Origin of the sequence: Paenarthrobacter nitroguajacolicus, assembly GCF_031455195.1 — a bacterium.
GTDB lineage: Bacteria > Actinomycetota > Actinomycetes > Actinomycetales > Micrococcaceae > Arthrobacter > Arthrobacter nitroguajacolicus_D.
The window spans coordinates 352,822-367,851 of the sequence record NZ_JAVDSH010000001.1 but is presented as its reverse complement, the minus strand read 5'-3'; the positions used below and the strand labels follow the sequence as shown (position 1 = coordinate 367,851).

Sequence of the window (15,030 nt, the reverse complement as noted above, 5' to 3'; positions counted from 1 at the left end):
GAGCAGACTGTTATGCGTTCGAGTCTGCGAGGGAGTCTTTGGCTGCGGCCGCGACGGCTTCGGCGGTGATGCCGAATTCGTTGAAGAGCCGCTTGTAGTCGGCCGAGGCGCCGAAGTGTTCCAGGGAGATCGAACGGCCGGCGTCGCCGACGAATTCGCGCCAGCCGAGTGCAAGGCCGGCTTCAACAGAAACGCGGGCTTTCACGGCGGCGGGGAGCACGGACTCGCGGTAGCCCTCGTCCTGCTTGTTGAACCATTCAACGCAGGGCATGGAAACCACGCGGGCTGCGATGCCTTCGGCTTGGAGGGCTTCGCGGGCAGCGACGGCGAGCTGGACCTCTGAACCGGTGCCGATCAGGATCACCTGCGGGTCAACCGTTTCGCCGTCCTTGGAGGCTTCGGCAAGGACGTAACCGCCCTTGGCAACACCTGCAGTGGAACCGAAGGTGTCACCTGCAGCCTCACCTTCGCCGCGGGCATAGGTGGGGATGTTCTGGCGGGTCAGCACAATGCCGGCCGGGTTCTCGTGGTTTTCCAGCATGGCCTTCCATGCTGCCGAGACCTCGTTGGCGTCGCCCGGGCGGACAACGTCCAGGCCCGGGATGGCGCGGAGGGTCGCGAGCTGCTCCACGGGCTGGTGGGTGGGTCCGTCTTCGCCCAGGCCGATGGAATCGTGTGTCCAGACATACAGGGACGGAACACCCATGAGGGCGCCGAGGCGGATGGCAGGGCGCTGGTAGTCGCTGAAGATCAGGAACGTGCCCGAGAAGGCGCGGGTGCGGCCGTGCAGGGAGATACCGTTCACGATCGACGCGGCAGCGTGCTCACGGATACCGAAGTGCAGGACACGTCCGTAGGGGTTGCCCTTCCAGGCATCGGTGGAACGCGACGTCGGGATGAACGACGGCGAGTCTTCGATGGTGGTGTTGTTCGACTCGGCAAGGTCAGCGGAGCCGCCCCAGAGTTCAGGCAGGACAGGGCCGATCGCGTTCAGGACCTTGCCCGAGGCGGCACGGGTGGAAACGTCCTTGCCGGCTTCGAACACCGGCAGTGCAGCATCAATGCCGACGGGGAGCTTCTTGGCTTCAACGCGCTCAAGCAGTGCAGCAGCGTCCGGGTTGGCGGCCTGCCATGCTTCGAACGAGCTCTGCCAGGCAGCACGCGACTCAGCGCCGCGGTCCAGGACCTTGCGGGCGTGCGCCAGGACTTCCTCGTCAACGTCGAAGGACTTTGCCGGATCGAAACCGAGCACAGTCTTCAGGGCTGCGACTTCCTCGGCACCGAGGGCGGAGCCGTGGATCTTGCCGGTGTTCTGCTTCTTCGGTGCCGGGTAGCCAATGATGGTGCGCAGCGAGATGATGGACGGCTTGTTCGTCTCAGCTTTGGCAGCCTGCAGTGCCGAGTAGAGCTCCTGGACGTCCTCGACGTAGTCGCCGGTCTTGGTCCAGTCGACGCGCTGGGTGTGCCAGCCGTAGGCCTCGTAACGCTTGAGTACGTCCTCGGTGAAGGCAATGTCGGTGTCATCTTCGATGGAAATGTGGTTCTCGTCGTAGATCACTACGAGGTTGCCCAGTTCCTGGTGTCCGGCCAGCGAGGAAGCCTCGGACGTGACGCCTTCCTGGAGGTCGCCGTCGGATGCGATAACCCAGATGGTGTGGTCGAACGGCGATTCGCCGGCGGGAGCATCGGCGTCGAAGAGGCCGCGCTGGCGGCGCTGTGAGTAGGCGAACCCGACGGCGGACGCGAGGCCCTGGCCGAGCGGACCGGTGGTGATTTCCACACCGGCGGTGTGCTTGTACTCGGGGTGGCCCGGGGTCAACGAACCCCAAGTGCGCAGCGCCTCAAGATCCTTCAATTCCAGGCCATAACCGGAAAGGAAAAGCTGGATGTAGAGGGTCAGCGAGGTGTGGCCGGGGGACAGGACGAACCGGTCGCGGCCAATCCAGTCTGGGTTCTTGGGGTCGTGGCGCATCAGCTTCTGGAACAGCAGGTACGCTGCCGGAGCCAAGCTCATTGCCGTACCAGGGTGGCCGTTGCCGACCTTCTCCACGGCGTCGGCGGCCAACACGCGAACGGTGTCAACAGCCTTCTTGTCCAGATCGGTCCATGACAGTTCTTGCTCTTCCAAATGTGGCACGAAAACCGAGCCCCTCTCTGTGCTGACGGCAGGCGTACGGACAGCACGCAGGAAGCACAGGATGGCGCCCGCTGCAATGTGTCTACCAGCCGTTCACCATTGAAACGTTGATCTCTCATCCAGACGCACGGATATCCGAGAATACGGTTTCCCGGATGGTCAACGTGTGCTGATCTGCTCACCAGCTTAGCCCTAAACGTGTCATGCAACTCAGGGAATCCCACTAACTGGACAGAAATTCCCTTATATGAATCACGATGGCCCGGCGCGGGAGTGAAGTTTCGGAAACATTGACGAATTTTGCGGACATTGGGCCACTTCCGGCCACGGTATGATATTTGGAGGCCACCAGCGGTTCATGCGCCCGTGTTTGCTTTCGAAAACCGGGACGGCAGCCGCTGCGAGAACCCCAGAGCATAGAACAGAGTGACTGCCGCCGTGAGCACAACTGATACGCCCGTCAACGCGTCCCCGGCCCGGGGAAGCATTGGAATGTCCCGTAAATTCAAGGCGTATCTGGCTCTGACCAAACCCCGTGTCATCGAACTTCTGCTGGTCAGCACGCTGCCCACCATGATCTTCGCGCAGCGGGGATTCCCTTCCATCGGTCTGATCCTGGCCACTTTGGTCGGTGGCGCATTCGCAGCTGGCAGTGCCGGGGTTTTCAACTGCTATATCGACCGCGACATTGACAAGCTGATGCACCGGACCGAGAAGCGTCCGCTGGTCACCGGTGAAGTGACTCCCCGGGAAGCCCTGGTCTTCGCCTGGATCCTCGGTGCCGCTTCCATCGCGATCCTCTGGTTCGGCGCGAACCCGTTGTCCGCATGGCTGGGCCTGGGTGCCATCGTTTTCTACGTGGTGATCTACACCATGATCCTTAAGCGCCGGACTGCCCAGAACATTGTCTGGGGCGGCGCGGCCGGTTGCTTCCCGGTCCTCATCGCCTGGGCTGCTGTCACCAACACCGTCGAGTGGCCGGCGATCGTCCTCTTCATGGTCATCTTCCTTTGGACGCCCCCGCACTACTGGCCACTGTCCATGCGCTACGGCGAGGACTACCGGAACGCAAACGTGCCCATGCTCGGAGCCATCGCCGGCGCCAAGGTGGTCTCCGTACAGGTAGTTCTTTACGCCTGGGCGATGGTCGCCTGTTCGCTCTTGATGATTCCTGTCGGTGGAGCCGGCTGGGTCTACACCATTGCTGCCGTCGCTGCCGGTGCCTGGTTCCTGTACGAGAGCCACGCCCTCTACAAGCGTGCGCAGGGCGGCGACGTCTCCAACAAGGGAGCCATGAAGGTCTTCCACGGTTCCATCAGCTACCTGACCCTGCTGTTCATCGCGCTGGCAGTCGATCCCTTCATTGGTTCACCGCTTATCGGCGGCTAAGCCGACTCTTCAGCTAGCCCAACGCAAAGGCACGACGCCGCCACTTACCCGGGTGCGGCGTCGTGCCTTTTGCTTTTACCCACCGCACCACGCCTGCTCATACCACCTACGCGGCTTCCTTCAACACCTAGTTCAGGGCTCCCAGCACTCATTTTCAGCGTCGACACCACCTAGTTGTGCTGGAGTCCGACTAGGTGTCGCAACATATCCCCTACCGTTCGAAGCGGAACAAAGCTGTTCCATTTCCGACCAAGATTTGGGGAAGCAATGAAGAAGCTATTGCGTACTGCCGGAGTGATGACCATTGCAGGGGCTTCGGTCCTGACGGGCGTTTCCGCCGCCCAGGCCGCCCCGGCATGCTCCACGGCAAGGGTATGCCTCTACGACGACTATTGGTTTACAGGAACGCAGCGAACCTTCGGATGGGTGACCTCCAACGTCGGAACGGCAGCGAACGATAAGGCAAGTTCCCTGGTGGTAGGGCCACCCGCCGATCCAGCTTCTCCGTACGTCTATTTCTACGTTGATGACAACTTCTCCGGGTACAGCATCATCTTCCGGGGCGGGAACGCCATGAACGACCTGAGGGGCAGTGCCATGGTGGCCGGCAGGAACTGGGACGACGAAATCACGAGCGTCTGGGGCTGACGGATTGCGCAGTGCAACGACCATGCTTCAAGCCGTAGGCAGTGCTGTGACGATGCTGGTGGTTTCGGTCATCGTCACAGCCTGTTCGCCCGTGGGCCAAGCCCCGGCCGCGCCAACGTCAACGTCAAACCTTCCTGTTGTGGATCGCGCAGCAGGAGCAGGTGCGCGTGCGGTCCTCAATGAGGCCACGGGAGAGGTCGTGCTCCCGATGAGTGCCTACTGGTACTCCGACCGGGAGAACGTCCTGGTCAATTCCGCGGTGGCATTCCTGATCTACGACTGCGTTGAGGACGCCGGATTCACCGTGGCCCCTTGGGGTGGTGACGGCAAAGGGCTTCAAGACCGTCGATACGGGCAATGGTCCAAGACACTGGCCGCAAAAAACGGCGTCAAGCCCGAGATCCGCAAGGTTGCCGGCGTAATGCCAGAACAGCCCGACCGGCCCGCCCTCAGCGCCGAGCACCAGCAGGCAGAAACCAAGTGCAGCAACACTGTGGGGCGGGCCGGGTTCCCGGAATTCCTTGAAGGCTTGGCCGGTGATTTGTCAGTCCAGCAACAGATTACCCAGGACGCCGTGGGGCTCACGGCCCGTGACCCGGAATATCTGGCGTATCGAGAAGACTGGCAGCGGTGTCTGGCTGAGAAGGGCCTGAAACTGGTGGCTGGCGACACCTGGACTGTCGCCTCGGGTGGTTCCAAGGAAGATGAAATCCGTGTGGCGGTACTCGACGTTGACTGCAAGGAATCCAGTGGGGGCGCCAGAAAGCCATATGACATTTTCGCGCAGTACCAAGCGGCCTTGATGAAAGGCCATCAGGCCGAGCTCAACGTCCTGGCTGAACAGAAGGCGGCGGCTGTTGAGAGAGCCAAACAGGTTCTTCGCGACCACGGCGTGGCCGATGCGCGGCTCTGAGACGAGACTCGACGGCCCCGCCATGAAACGCGTACCCCGCTGGTGGCTTGTGGTGGTCGCAGGTGTCGTAGCGTTGTCAGGGATGTTTGCTGCCTATTGGGCCGGCTCGCAAGCTGCTTCCATGGCAACCTCGACTCAGGACACCCCTGAGGTGATTCCCGTGTCGGCCACCATCGAGCGCCGGGCTGTGGCCCAACAAGTCACTGTTGCCGGGAAAGTGGTGGCCGGCAAAACGTCGCCAGTCACCGCGAGTCTTTCCGATGGGATAGACAGGCTGGTCCTGACTTCCACACCCAAGGCCGTGGGAGATTCCGTGGCGCCAGGTGAGTTGCTGGCTGTCGTATCCGGGCGTCCCCTTCTGGTGATGCCTGCCAACGTTCCGATGTATCGGGACCTGGTGGCTGGCGACTCCGGCCCGGACGTCCGGGCGCTGCAAGAGAGCCTGGCTGGGTTCGGGTTTGCGGTGAAGGCAACCGGAATCTTTGACCAGCAGACCCAAGATGCCCTTGAGGCCTGGTACAAGGCCGCGGGCTTCTCCGCCCCCACGTCATCCAACGTCGACGCAAGCAACAAGTCCGCACCCGCAGTGATGTTTCGTTGGCGGGACTTCGTTCAGGTTCCGGGTGATACAGGAAGAGTTGCTTCGATTGCCGCGACTGGCGCCGTGCTCGCAGAGGATGGCGTGGTGGCACAGATCTCCATAGCCGAAGACACGATCGTAGCCAGGGCCACCGTGCTCCAGGCCGGGAGCTTCGCCGTCGGATCCTCAGTGACCGTCAGGGCAGGAACGGTAAGTGTGAATACCTTGGTGACGGCTGCCGGCGCATTCACTGAGGGTGACAGCGGCAACAATGTTGTGCCGGGGATGGACATTACATTTTCCATCCCTTCGGGGACCGTTGGCTTGGCACCCGGGCAGTCCGTCACGGCGACGTCCGGAAGCGTGCCGGCCCAGTCGCTCGCGGTGCCGCTCATCGCCATTCGACAGGAGTCGGGAATCGCCTATGTCCAACTCGGCACGGAAGAGGGTTCGAAACGGATAGACGTCACAGTGACAGCCCAGGCTGAGGGTTGGGCCGCGTTGGCCGACGTCCAAGGCATCGCCGTAGGCGACAAGGTTCTGCTGCCGTGAGCGCCAAAGGGCAGCTCGCGCCCAGCATCGCCCCGCTCGGGGAGGACCCCCTGATCTCCCTGCGGCATGTCAGCCGGGAGTTTCCCGGGGCCAAAGCCGTGGAAGACGTGAACCTGGACATTCGGGCAGGGGAATTCGTGGCTATCGTCGGGCCCTCTGGCTCCGGCAAATCGACCCTGCTCAACATCCTGGGTTTGCTGGACGCGCCGACTGGCGGAACGTATGTAGTGATGGGCGCCGATGTCGGCGTTCTGCCGATCAGGCAGCGGGCGGAACTCCGGGCAAGGACCTTCGGGTTCATTTTTCAGGAGTCCCACATGGTGGGACGGGACGCCGCTGCCAGAAACGCAGTTCTGGGGCTTCGCTCTCGGGGAGTTGCCTGGAAAGAGCAGAAGCGCTTGGTTATTCCCGCCCTGCGCAGGTTCGGCTTGGAGGACAGGACACAAACCCCCGCCTCCTTGCTCTCCGGTGGGGAGCGGCAACGCCTGGCCATTGCACGCGCGGTCATCGGCGCGCCCACCGTGGTTCTGGCCGATGAACCCACCGGAAGCCTGGACACCGCCAACGGACGCGTGGTGGTGGATCACCTACGGCAGCTACAGAAGGGCGGCACCACGGTAGTCGTGGTCACGCATGACCCTGGCATCGCAGCATCCGCGGACCGAACCATCACCATGCGGGACGGACGCATTATTGACGACACGGGGCCCGTTTTCCCTGCAGAACAGGGTGGACAGAATCACTTCACAGCCGGCGAACATCGTCCCATCCTGGACCGGCGTCGCAGGCATGAGGTCATCGACCTTGTCGCTGACGCGCTGTCTGCCCTGACCACACGCCCAGCCAAGGCCCTGCTGTTGGTTCTTGCTTTCCTTTTGGGCACTGGTGGGCTGGTCGCGGCCGTCAGTCTCAGCGAAAGTGCCGCCGTCAAGGTTTCCGCACGCATAAACGCAGCGGCCAATGATGAAGTCCGGGCCACACGGGTGGGCGGTTACGATTCCTGGGCGGCTGTGTCGACGGATCTGATGGAATCGAGCCTGCTTCCCGGGGTCACCGATGCCGGCGTGGTCGCCGAAATCCCGGCCAGCGAGGCACAGCCTTCGACGTTCCGGCCGGGCTCCGTCCCGGAAGCACCTCCATTCAGTGGTGCAGTCCTCATTGCAGACGCCGCTTACGTCCGCCTGCAGGGGGCCCACGTTTCCTACGGTGATGTCGCTCTGCTTGACCATTCATTCGGGGCACCGGTGGCATTCCTGGGCCGGGACGCAGCGCGTCAACTGGGCGTAGCGAAGCCCGGCCCCGGCGTCGTGGTCTGGCTCTATGGGCAACCCGTATCAGTGGTGGGAATCATCAACAACCCAGGACGCGACCCCGTTTTGGGTGGCGCTGTGGTGGTGGGCGTTGGGTCGTATCCAATTGCTTCACACAAGATGGCTGCCACCCTGGTCCTTCGTACCCGCACGGGCGCGCCGGCGGCCATAGCAGAAGCGCTCCCCAAGGCCCTGAGTCCCGCATCACCGGAAGCAGTCGAGGTGCAGACCGTTGCTGACCTCAGGGAGCTCAAACACGGGATTAACACTGACCTGGGTCGAATGGTTGCGATGGTTTCGGTAATTCTCCTGGCAATCGCAAGCTTGAGCGCAGGCACAACAATGTATGTGGGGGTCCTGGCACGAACGCAGGAGATAGCGTTGAGGCTGGCCCTCGGTATGCGCAGGGGCGCCTTGGCGTCCATGTTTCTGGTGGAGGGTGCGTTGGTGGGTACGCTGGGCGGGGTTGCCGGCGCCGCCGCAGGAATGGGCGCTGCCCTTGCCTATTCGGCGAACGAGGGCTGGCTGCCCGTTATACCGGCGGATGCGGCCATCCTGGGTATCGCGGCGGGTCTGCTGAGCGGTACCCTGTCAGCGGTCTATCCGGCAGTGGTGGCGTCGCGGGCGAACCCCGCCCAGCTCATCCGCAGCTAACGCTGCGGGCTGGAACGTGCGACGTCGGCCGCATTGGTTGAGGCGCTCATCAGCACCGCAGCGCCAAGCATGTGGGCGCCCACCAGCAGGGCAGGAATACCGTTGTAGTACTGGGTAAAGCCGATGACGGCCTGGAGCAAGGTCACGCCCAAGAGGAGGTATGTCGCCGTCCGGAACGGTCCAACAAGCTTGTGCCGGAACACCAAGTAGAGTGCGAAAAGGGTTCCGCCGGTGATCAGGTAGGCGGGGACGGCGTGGATGTGCGAGAAAAGGTCCCAGTCAAGGTCGTTGCGTGGCGCATCGGCGTCGCCGGCGTGCGGTCCCGCTCCTGTGACTACGACGCCCAGCATGACGGACAGCGCCGAGAACACAGCAACAGCGAGCATGAGCGGACGGGCCACGGTCGGCAGGACAGGCAGGGTGCGGTTCATGAACTTGCCGGTGCGGCCGTAAGCCCGGTTGACCAGCAGGGTAGAGAGAACCACCAACGCCATGGAGACCAGGAAGTGCAGGCCCACCACCCAGGGGTTCAGGCCGGACAGGACAGTGATACCCCCGATGATTGCCTGAGCCGGGATGCTGGCCAGAAGTCCCAATGCCAGCAGGAAAAGGTCGCGGCGCTCCCTGCGAAGGTTCCACAAGTACACCAACATCAGTGCCGCAACGGCAGCGAGGGCGAAGGTCAGCAGTCGGTTGCCGAACTCGATGAACCCGTGAACACCCATTTCCGGCGTGTTCACCAGCGAGTCACTGGTGCATCGGGGCCAGGTGGGACAGCCCAGGCCGGAAGCTGTAAGGCGGACTGCGCCACCGGTGACAACCAGGACTGTCTGCCCAATGAGCGAGAACAGGGCGAGACGGCGGACCGTCTTGTTGACCTCGGTCGGCAGCTTGGACGTCAGGCGCTGGACGGTTTTCGGGAGGCGCGAAGCCGTGCTCACAGTTTTCTCACTTCTCAGTTCTGCATTGTTGGTTGACACGCGGCTGGTTAGTTCCACTTGAACCAGCGGATGGCGGCGGCACCGGCCACTAAGGTCCACAGTACGAGGATCACGACGGCGGCAAGGGGGACAGTACCCTGCAGGAACGCTTCCCGCAGGGCCTCACCCAATGCACCGGAGGGAAGGAAATGCACGATGCTCTGGACCAGGGCGGGGAGTCGTTCGGCCGGTACGACGATTCCTCCCAGGGCGCCAAAGAGTATCCACACCAGGTTGGTGATGGCCAACGTAGCCTCGGGGCGAACAGTGCCCGCCACGAGCAAACCCAGCGCAGTGAAGGCCGCGGCGCCCAGGATCAGCAATCCGAGTCCCGGAATCCAAGCCTCTGGCCGGGGCTGCCACCCCAGCAGGCCCGCGACTGCCCCCACCACCAGAACCTGGAGCACCAGGACCACCAGAACTGCCAGGACCTTTCCGGCAATCAACCCGGTTCGGCCGAGGGGAGTGGTGGACAGGAAACGGAGGACGCCGTACCGGCGGTCAAAGCCCGTTGCGATGCCCTGGCCGGTGAAGGCCGTGGACATGGCGCACAGGGCCAGGATTCCGGGGGTGGCAACATCCACCCGGGAGCCGCCTAGGCCGTCAAGCAAAGGGGTAACAGCCAAGCCCACCAGCGCCATCAGGGGCAGGACGATCGCGAGGATGAGTTGCTCACCGTTGCGCAGCATGGTGATGGTTTCGTAGCGCCCTTGCTGCATGATCCGGCGGGGCAGTGATGCCGGTCCCGCGTTGGGTGAAAGCAGTTTGCTCATCGGACGTCCCTTCCGGAGATGTCAAGGAACACGTCTTCCAGGCTGCGGGCTTCCAAGCGCAGCGAGGCAGGCATGATGTTCCGCTCTGCCCACCAGGCCGTCAAGGCAGCGAGGTCCTCGGGAGTGAGTTCGCCGGTTACCGAGTAACTGCCTGACCGGCTCTCGCTGACCCGCAACGCCCCGCCAAGGACGCCTGTGAAGTCCAGGCCGGGGGGCGCATCGAAAAACAGGGTCCGGTCAGTAACGGTGGCGTCAGTAGTGTGGTCGTGTTGCAGAAGCCCGGCAACAGTTCCTTCCACTACGTTGTGGCCCCCGTCGATGATGTAGACATAATCCGCAAGGCGTTCGGCGTCGTCCATCAGGTGCGTCGTCAGGATGATCCCCATTCCGGCGTCGCGAAGTTCCGCAATCAGGTCGAAAACCGTCTGGCGCGACTGCGGGTCGAGTCCCGCGCTTGGCTCATCCAGGAACAGGATCTCCGGGTTTCCCACCAAAGCCGCTGCCAACGCCAGCCGCTGCTTTTGGCCGCCGGAGAGCCGACGCACAGTGGTGCGGCTGAACTGGTCGATTCCGAGGCGCTGCACCAGTGCGTCGATATCCATGGGGTTTTGGTACATGCCGGCAATGTGCCGCAGCAACGGGATGGGACGGGCCGACGGCGGCAGGCCACCATCCTGGAGCATCACGCCTACGCGGGACCTCAGCTGGGCCCCCGCCGTATCCGGGTCCTCACCGAGCAGGGAAATACTGCCACCGGTCCGCTTCTGCAGGCCCTGGGCACACTCAAGCGTGGTGGTCTTGCCGGCACCATTGGCCCCAAGCAGGGCAGTCACCTGACCGCGCTCAGCCACCATGGACAGCCCACTGACTACCCGGAGCATCTTGCCGTCAAGGGAGGCCAAGGGGCCTACATCCTTAATTAGTCCGTCTATGGTGAGGACAGGGGAATCGGGTGATCGCACCAAAGTATTCTACGGGAAGTAGTACGGTCACACTTGGCGGGCAGGCGTAGGTCAGTCTTGCCTTACTGGATGCATGAAACAAATTACGACATGATTGTGTTGTGTATTCCATGAGCAGTCCAGTTTCCATGCCCCCTAAGCGGCATGCTGCAGCGGCAGGGGCACCCGTTGCCGCGCCTGCGTTGCCGGACGCGGATGACCGCACCCGTGACCGCGTCCTCAGTGCCGTCCTCGAGGTCGGTCCCGTGAGTGCCGCCGAACTCGGCGACCTCCTCGGATTCACCCCCGCCGCGGTTCGCCGGCACCTTGACCACTTGGAACGCACTGGCGTCATCGAGGTCAAGCGGGTAGCGAAGGCCGGATCCGGCGCAGGCCGACCCGCACGCCGTTACGTGCTCAGCTCCCGGGGACAGTCCAAGCTCGGCGACGATTACCTGAACATCGCCAGTTCAGCGCTCAGGCGGCTCCAGGAACTCGCCGGAGAGGACGCCGTCCGCGAGTACGCGGAAGAACGCTTCTCCGACATGGAACGCCGGTACGCCCCCGAAGTCGAAGCAGCCGGGGACGACATCACTGCCCGGGCGGCTGCCCTGTCGAGGGCCCTGAGCCGCGACGGATTTGTTGCCTCAGCACATTCCATCGAAGCCAAGGCACCCCTGCCGGCGGCATTGTCCAGCGTGCAACTCTGCCAGGGACATTGCCCTATCCAGCGCCTCGCTGCTGAATTCCCCGTCTTTTGCGACACCGAAACCAAGGTCTTTTCCCGTTTGGTCGGCGTCGACGTCCGGCGGCTGTCTACGCTCGCGCAGGGCGGACATGTCTGCACAACCCACATACCTACCGGGCGCTTGGCTGCCACGGTGCCTACAGGTGCCGAAGAGCAGTCCGTGAGTCCGTACCAGGAATCAAACAACCAGCAAGAAAGGCCGTGATGACGGACCAAATAGCAGAGAAAGCGGTAGCCGACGGCACTGTGATCTCGGAGATTCTGGAGAAGAATCCCGAACTGCACGGTATCGGAAACTACGAGTACGGCTGGGCCGACAAGAACGACGTAGGCGCCAACGCCCGTCGTGGCCTCAACGAGGAGGTCGTCCGCGACATCTCCTCGAAGAAGAACGAGCCCGAATGGATGCTCGATCTGCGCCTTAAAGGCCTGAAGTACTTCGACCGTAAGCCCATGCCCACCTGGGGTGCAGACCTCTCCGGCATCGACTTCGACAACATCAAGTACTTTGTGCGTTCCACCGAGAAGCAGGCGGCAACGTGGGAAGACCTTCCGGAAGACATCCGGAACACCTACGAGAAGCTCGGCATCCCCGAAGCTGAGCGCAGCCGCTTGGTATCCGGTGTCGCGGCACAGTACGAATCCGAGGTCGTGTACCACCAGATCCGTGAGGACCTGGAAGCCCAGGGCGTCATCTTCCTGGACACAGACACCGCCCTGCGCGAGCACCCGGAGATCTTCCAGGAGTACTTCGGAACCATCATCCCCGTGGGCGACAACAAGTTCGCTTCGCTGAACACGGCCGTGTGGTCCGGCGGTTCCTTCGTGTACGTGCCCAAGGGCGTTCACGTGGACATCCCTCTGCAGGCCTACTTCCGCATCAACACGGAAAACATGGGCCAGTTCGAGCGCACGCTCATCATCGCCGATGAAGACTCCTACGTTCACTACATCGAAGGTTGCACGGCGCCGATCTACACCTCGGATTCCCTGCACTCGGCTGTCGTGGAGATCATCGTGAAGAAGGGCGCCCGCGTCCGCTACACGACCATCCAGAACTGGTCCACCAACGTGTACAACCTGGTCACCAAGCGCGCCATCTGCGAAGAGGGCGCCACCATGGAGTGGATCGATGGCAACATCGGTTCCAAGGTGACCATGAAGTACCCGGCCGTCTACCTCGTTGGCGAGCACGCCAAGGGTGAGACGCTGTCGATCGCCTTCGCAGGCGAGGGCCAGCACCAGGACACCGGGTCCAAGATGGTTCACATCGCTCCGAACACCAAGAGCTCCATCATTTCCAAGTCCGTGGCCCGCGGTGGCGGCCGTGCAGCTTACCGCGGCCTGGTCCAGGTCCGCGAGGGCGCCAAGCACTCGGCCAACACGGTCCGTTGCGATGCCCTCCTGGTGGATACGATTTCCCGCTCGGATACGTACCCGTACATCGACATCCGCGAGGATGACGTTGTCATGGGCCACGAGGCCACCGTTTCCCGCGTCAGCGAAGAGCAGCTCTTCTATCTGATGTCCCGCGGCATGCCCGAAGACGAGGCCATGGCCATGATCGTGCGCGGCTTTATTGAGCCGATCGCCCGTGAACTCCCCATGGAGTACGCCCTTGAGCTGAACCGCTTGATTGAACTGCAGATGGAAGGGTCCGTCGGTTAACAATGACTGATATCACAACAGAAAAGGCGCGCATCGGCGCGCCCTCGGCCCAGCCGTTTATCAACGGCTTCACCGAGGAAGGCGAGAACCTTTCGCCCGTCAACACCGGAACGAACACCAGCACGACGTCGGAGCAGCCTTCCGCTGGTCCGCTCGGCGGCGCTTCGGCCAAGAGCCACTCGCATGGTGGCGGCGTGGGCATCCCCGACAGCTCCCGTGCAGGCCGTCTCACCTCATACAAGCTGGCTGACTTCAAGCCGTTGAACGGCCTTGAGGAAGACTGGCGCTTCACCCCCCTGAAGCGCCTGCGCGGCCTCCACACCGAGGTGCTCAACGGTGCAGCTCCCACTGTCAGCGTCACGGCGCCTGCCGGCGTCGTTGTTGGGACCGTGGGCCGCGACGACAAGCGCATTGGCCAGGCAGCCATCCCGGAGGACCTCGTGTCCGCCAATGCATGGGAGAACTTTGCCGAAGCAACGGTTGTCACCGTCCCCGCCGAACTGCAGGCCGAAAGCGAAGTTTCGGTCCTGGTCACCGGCGCCGGAGAGGCACCGTCAGCCCAGCACATCGTGATTGTGGCTGAGCGCTTCTCCAAGGCTGTCGTTGTCCTTGACCACCAGGGCACTGCCGTGGTGTCCGAGAACGTCGAGATCATCGTGGAAGAGGGCGCTGAACTGACAGTGATCTCACTCCAGGAATGGGCTGACAACGCTGTCCACGCGTCATCGCAGCAGGCAAAGATCGGCCGCGATGCCAAGTTCAAGCACATCGTGGTCAGCCTTGGCGGCGACCTCGTGCGTGTCACGCCGTCCACCCGCTTCACCGCACCTGGCGCCGACGTCGAGATGTTCGGTCTCTACTTCGCCGATGCCGGGCAGCACCTGGAGCAGCGCCTGTTCGTTGACCACGCCGTGGCCAACTGCAAGTCGCGGGTCCTCTACAAGGGTGCCCTGCAGGGTCGAAATGCCCACAGCGTGTGGGTGGGCGACGTCCTGATCCGGAAGGAAGCAGAAGGCACCGACACCTACGAGGCCAACCGCAACCTGGTCCTCACCGACGGCGCCCGTGCCGACTCCGTGCCAAACCTTGAAATCGAGACGGGTTTGATCGAGGGTGCCGGCCACGCCAGCGCCACCGGCCGTTTCGATGACGAGCACTTGTTCTATCTCATGGCCCGTGGCATCCCCGAAAAGGTTGCCCGCCGCTTGGTGGTCCGGGGCTTCCTCAACGAGATCATTCAGCAGATCAAGGTTCCGGCGATCGAAGAGCGCCTGACCGCAGCTGTTGAGCGCGAACTCGCCGCGACCGACAACTAAGACAGGCCAGGCAGGACAACCATGAGTGAAGAAACCAAGGGCGAACTGGTATGCAACGCCAATGACATCCAGGTCAAGCAGGCGCTGCGTGTCCTGATCGGTGACTACCCTGTAGCCATCGTGAGGGACTCGATGGGGGAGATCCACGCCATCGCCGATACCTGCTCGCACGCGGACATCTCGTTGTCCGAAGGAGAGGTTGAAGGCTGCGCGATCGAGTGCTGGGGACACGGATCCCAGTTCGACCTGCGCAGCGGCCAGCCCCTCCAGCTGCCTGCTTATGACCCCGTCCCGGTTTTCGCCGTCACCATCGATGGCGACGACGTCTACGTGGACGTGACCAACGTTGTGAACGGTGCCTCGGTAGATAACTACTGAGCACCCAGTACCGCCAGACTTACGAACGAAAAGAAAGAAGAGC

At 62.7% G+C, this 15,030-nt stretch carries 13 protein-coding genes; 9 read left to right on the top strand and 4 right to left on the bottom strand.

Features of this window, described 5'->3' with window-relative positions:
* Positions 1 to 10: 10 nt before the first annotated feature.
* Positions 11 to 2,128 (bottom strand): transketolase, encoded by a 2,118-nt coding sequence (gene tkt, locus J2Y68_RS01740; RefSeq protein ID WP_309989891.1) that lies wholly within the window; start codon positions 2,126 to 2,128, stop codon positions 11 to 13.
* Between the two features lie 435 nt (positions 2,129 to 2,563).
* On the opposite strand from tkt, the gene J2Y68_RS01735 reads away from it, so the two are divergent.
* From J2Y68_RS01735 to J2Y68_RS01715, 5 genes are all read left to right on the top strand, one after another.
* A complete protein-coding gene (locus J2Y68_RS01735; RefSeq protein WP_211712632.1) occupies positions 2,564 to 3,526 on the top strand; it encodes a heme o synthase in 963 nt (320 codons plus the stop codon).
* Between the two features lie 267 nt (positions 3,527 to 3,793).
* Positions 3,794 to 4,174 carry a peptidase inhibitor family I36 protein gene (locus tag J2Y68_RS01730; protein WP_211712633.1) on the top strand — a complete coding sequence of 127 codons (381 nt, stop codon included), beginning with the start codon at positions 3,794 to 3,796 and terminating at the stop codon, positions 4,172 to 4,174.
* Positions 4,175 to 4,196: 22 nt separating this feature from the next.
* The gene (locus J2Y68_RS01725) at positions 4,197 to 5,087 is read left to right on the top strand and encodes a hypothetical protein (protein ID WP_309988902.1); all 891 of its coding nucleotides are present in this window, start codon (positions 4,197 to 4,199) and stop codon (positions 5,085 to 5,087) included.
* Positions 5,088 to 5,109: 22 nt separating this feature from the next.
* Positions 5,110 to 6,219, top strand: coding sequence for a peptidoglycan-binding domain-containing protein (locus J2Y68_RS01720; protein ID WP_309988900.1), 1,110 nt, complete (start codon positions 5,110 to 5,112; stop codon positions 6,217 to 6,219).
* On the top strand, positions 6,216 to 8,183 hold the full coding sequence (locus J2Y68_RS01715; RefSeq protein WP_309988899.1) for an ATP-binding cassette domain-containing protein: 1,968 nt from the start codon (positions 6,216 to 6,218) through the stop codon (positions 8,181 to 8,183). The genes J2Y68_RS01720 and J2Y68_RS01715 overlap by 4 nt, the downstream gene beginning before the upstream one ends.
* Here J2Y68_RS01715 and J2Y68_RS01710 read toward each other — a convergent pair.
* Genes J2Y68_RS01710 through J2Y68_RS01700 form a run of 3 tightly spaced genes read right to left on the bottom strand, consistent with a single transcriptional unit; the run spans position 8,180 to position 10,898 of the window.
* Positions 8,180 to 9,124 carry a COX15/CtaA family protein gene (locus tag J2Y68_RS01710; RefSeq protein ID WP_309988897.1) on the bottom strand — a complete coding sequence of 315 codons (945 nt, stop codon included), beginning with the start codon at positions 9,122 to 9,124 and terminating at the stop codon, positions 8,180 to 8,182. The two genes, J2Y68_RS01715 and J2Y68_RS01710, sit on opposite strands and share 4 nt — an antisense overlap.
* Positions 9,125 to 9,171: 47 nt before the next feature.
* Positions 9,172 to 9,936 (bottom strand): ABC transporter permease, encoded by a 765-nt coding sequence (locus tag J2Y68_RS01705; RefSeq protein WP_309988895.1) that lies wholly within the window; start codon positions 9,934 to 9,936, stop codon positions 9,172 to 9,174.
* Entirely contained in the window at positions 9,933 to 10,898 is a 966-nt protein-coding gene (locus J2Y68_RS01700) for an ABC transporter ATP-binding protein (protein WP_309988893.1), read from the bottom strand. Before J2Y68_RS01700 ends, J2Y68_RS01705 begins: the two co-directional genes overlap by 4 nt.
* Before the next feature lie 110 nt (positions 10,899 to 11,008).
* Between J2Y68_RS01700 and J2Y68_RS01695 the strand changes: the two genes are divergently transcribed.
* From J2Y68_RS01695 to J2Y68_RS01680, 4 genes are read left to right on the top strand one after another with little or no spacing between them, the layout of a single operon-like run.
* Entirely contained in the window at positions 11,009 to 11,830 is an 822-nt protein-coding gene (locus tag J2Y68_RS01695) for a helix-turn-helix transcriptional regulator (protein ID WP_309988891.1), read from the top strand.
* Positions 11,830 to 13,293, top strand: coding sequence for a Fe-S cluster assembly protein SufB (sufB, locus tag J2Y68_RS01690; protein WP_011774792.1), 1,464 nt, complete (start codon positions 11,830 to 11,832; stop codon positions 13,291 to 13,293). Before J2Y68_RS01695 ends, sufB begins: the two co-directional genes overlap by 1 nt.
* A 2-nt stretch (positions 13,294 to 13,295) precedes the next feature.
* Positions 13,296 to 14,609 (top strand): Fe-S cluster assembly protein SufD, encoded by a 1,314-nt coding sequence (gene sufD / locus J2Y68_RS01685; RefSeq protein WP_309988888.1) that lies wholly within the window; start codon positions 13,296 to 13,298, stop codon positions 14,607 to 14,609.
* 21 nt (positions 14,610 to 14,630) lie between these two features.
* On the top strand, positions 14,631 to 14,987 hold the full coding sequence (locus tag J2Y68_RS01680; protein WP_309988885.1) for a non-heme iron oxygenase ferredoxin subunit: 357 nt from the start codon (positions 14,631 to 14,633) through the stop codon (positions 14,985 to 14,987).
* Positions 14,988 to 15,030 lie beyond the last annotated feature (43 nt).

Excerpts from the sequence above, each read along its gene's own strand:
- sufD (WP_309988888.1), top strand. The coding sequence starts at position 13,296 with ATGACTGATATCACAACAGAAAAGGCGCGCATCGGCGCGCCCTCGGCC.
- J2Y68_RS01730 (WP_211712633.1), top strand. The coding sequence starts at position 3,794 with ATGAAGAAGCTATTGCGTACTGCCGGAGTGATGACCATTGCAGGGGCT.
- sufB (WP_011774792.1), top strand. The coding sequence starts at position 11,830 with ATGACGGACCAAATAGCAGAGAAAGCGGTAGCCGACGGCACTGTGATC.
- J2Y68_RS01725 (WP_309988902.1), top strand. The coding sequence starts at position 4,197 with ATGCTTCAAGCCGTAGGCAGTGCTGTGACGATGCTGGTGGTTTCGGTC.
- J2Y68_RS01720 (WP_309988900.1), top strand. The coding sequence starts at position 5,110 with ATGAAACGCGTACCCCGCTGGTGGCTTGTGGTGGTCGCAGGTGTCGTA.
- J2Y68_RS01705 (WP_309988895.1), bottom strand. The coding sequence starts at position 9,936 with ATGAGCAAACTGCTTTCACCCAACGCGGGACCGGCATCACTGCCCCGC.
- J2Y68_RS01695 (WP_309988891.1), top strand. The coding sequence starts at position 11,009 with ATGAGCAGTCCAGTTTCCATGCCCCCTAAGCGGCATGCTGCAGCGGCA.
- J2Y68_RS01680 (WP_309988885.1), top strand. The coding sequence starts at position 14,631 with ATGAGTGAAGAAACCAAGGGCGAACTGGTATGCAACGCCAATGACATC.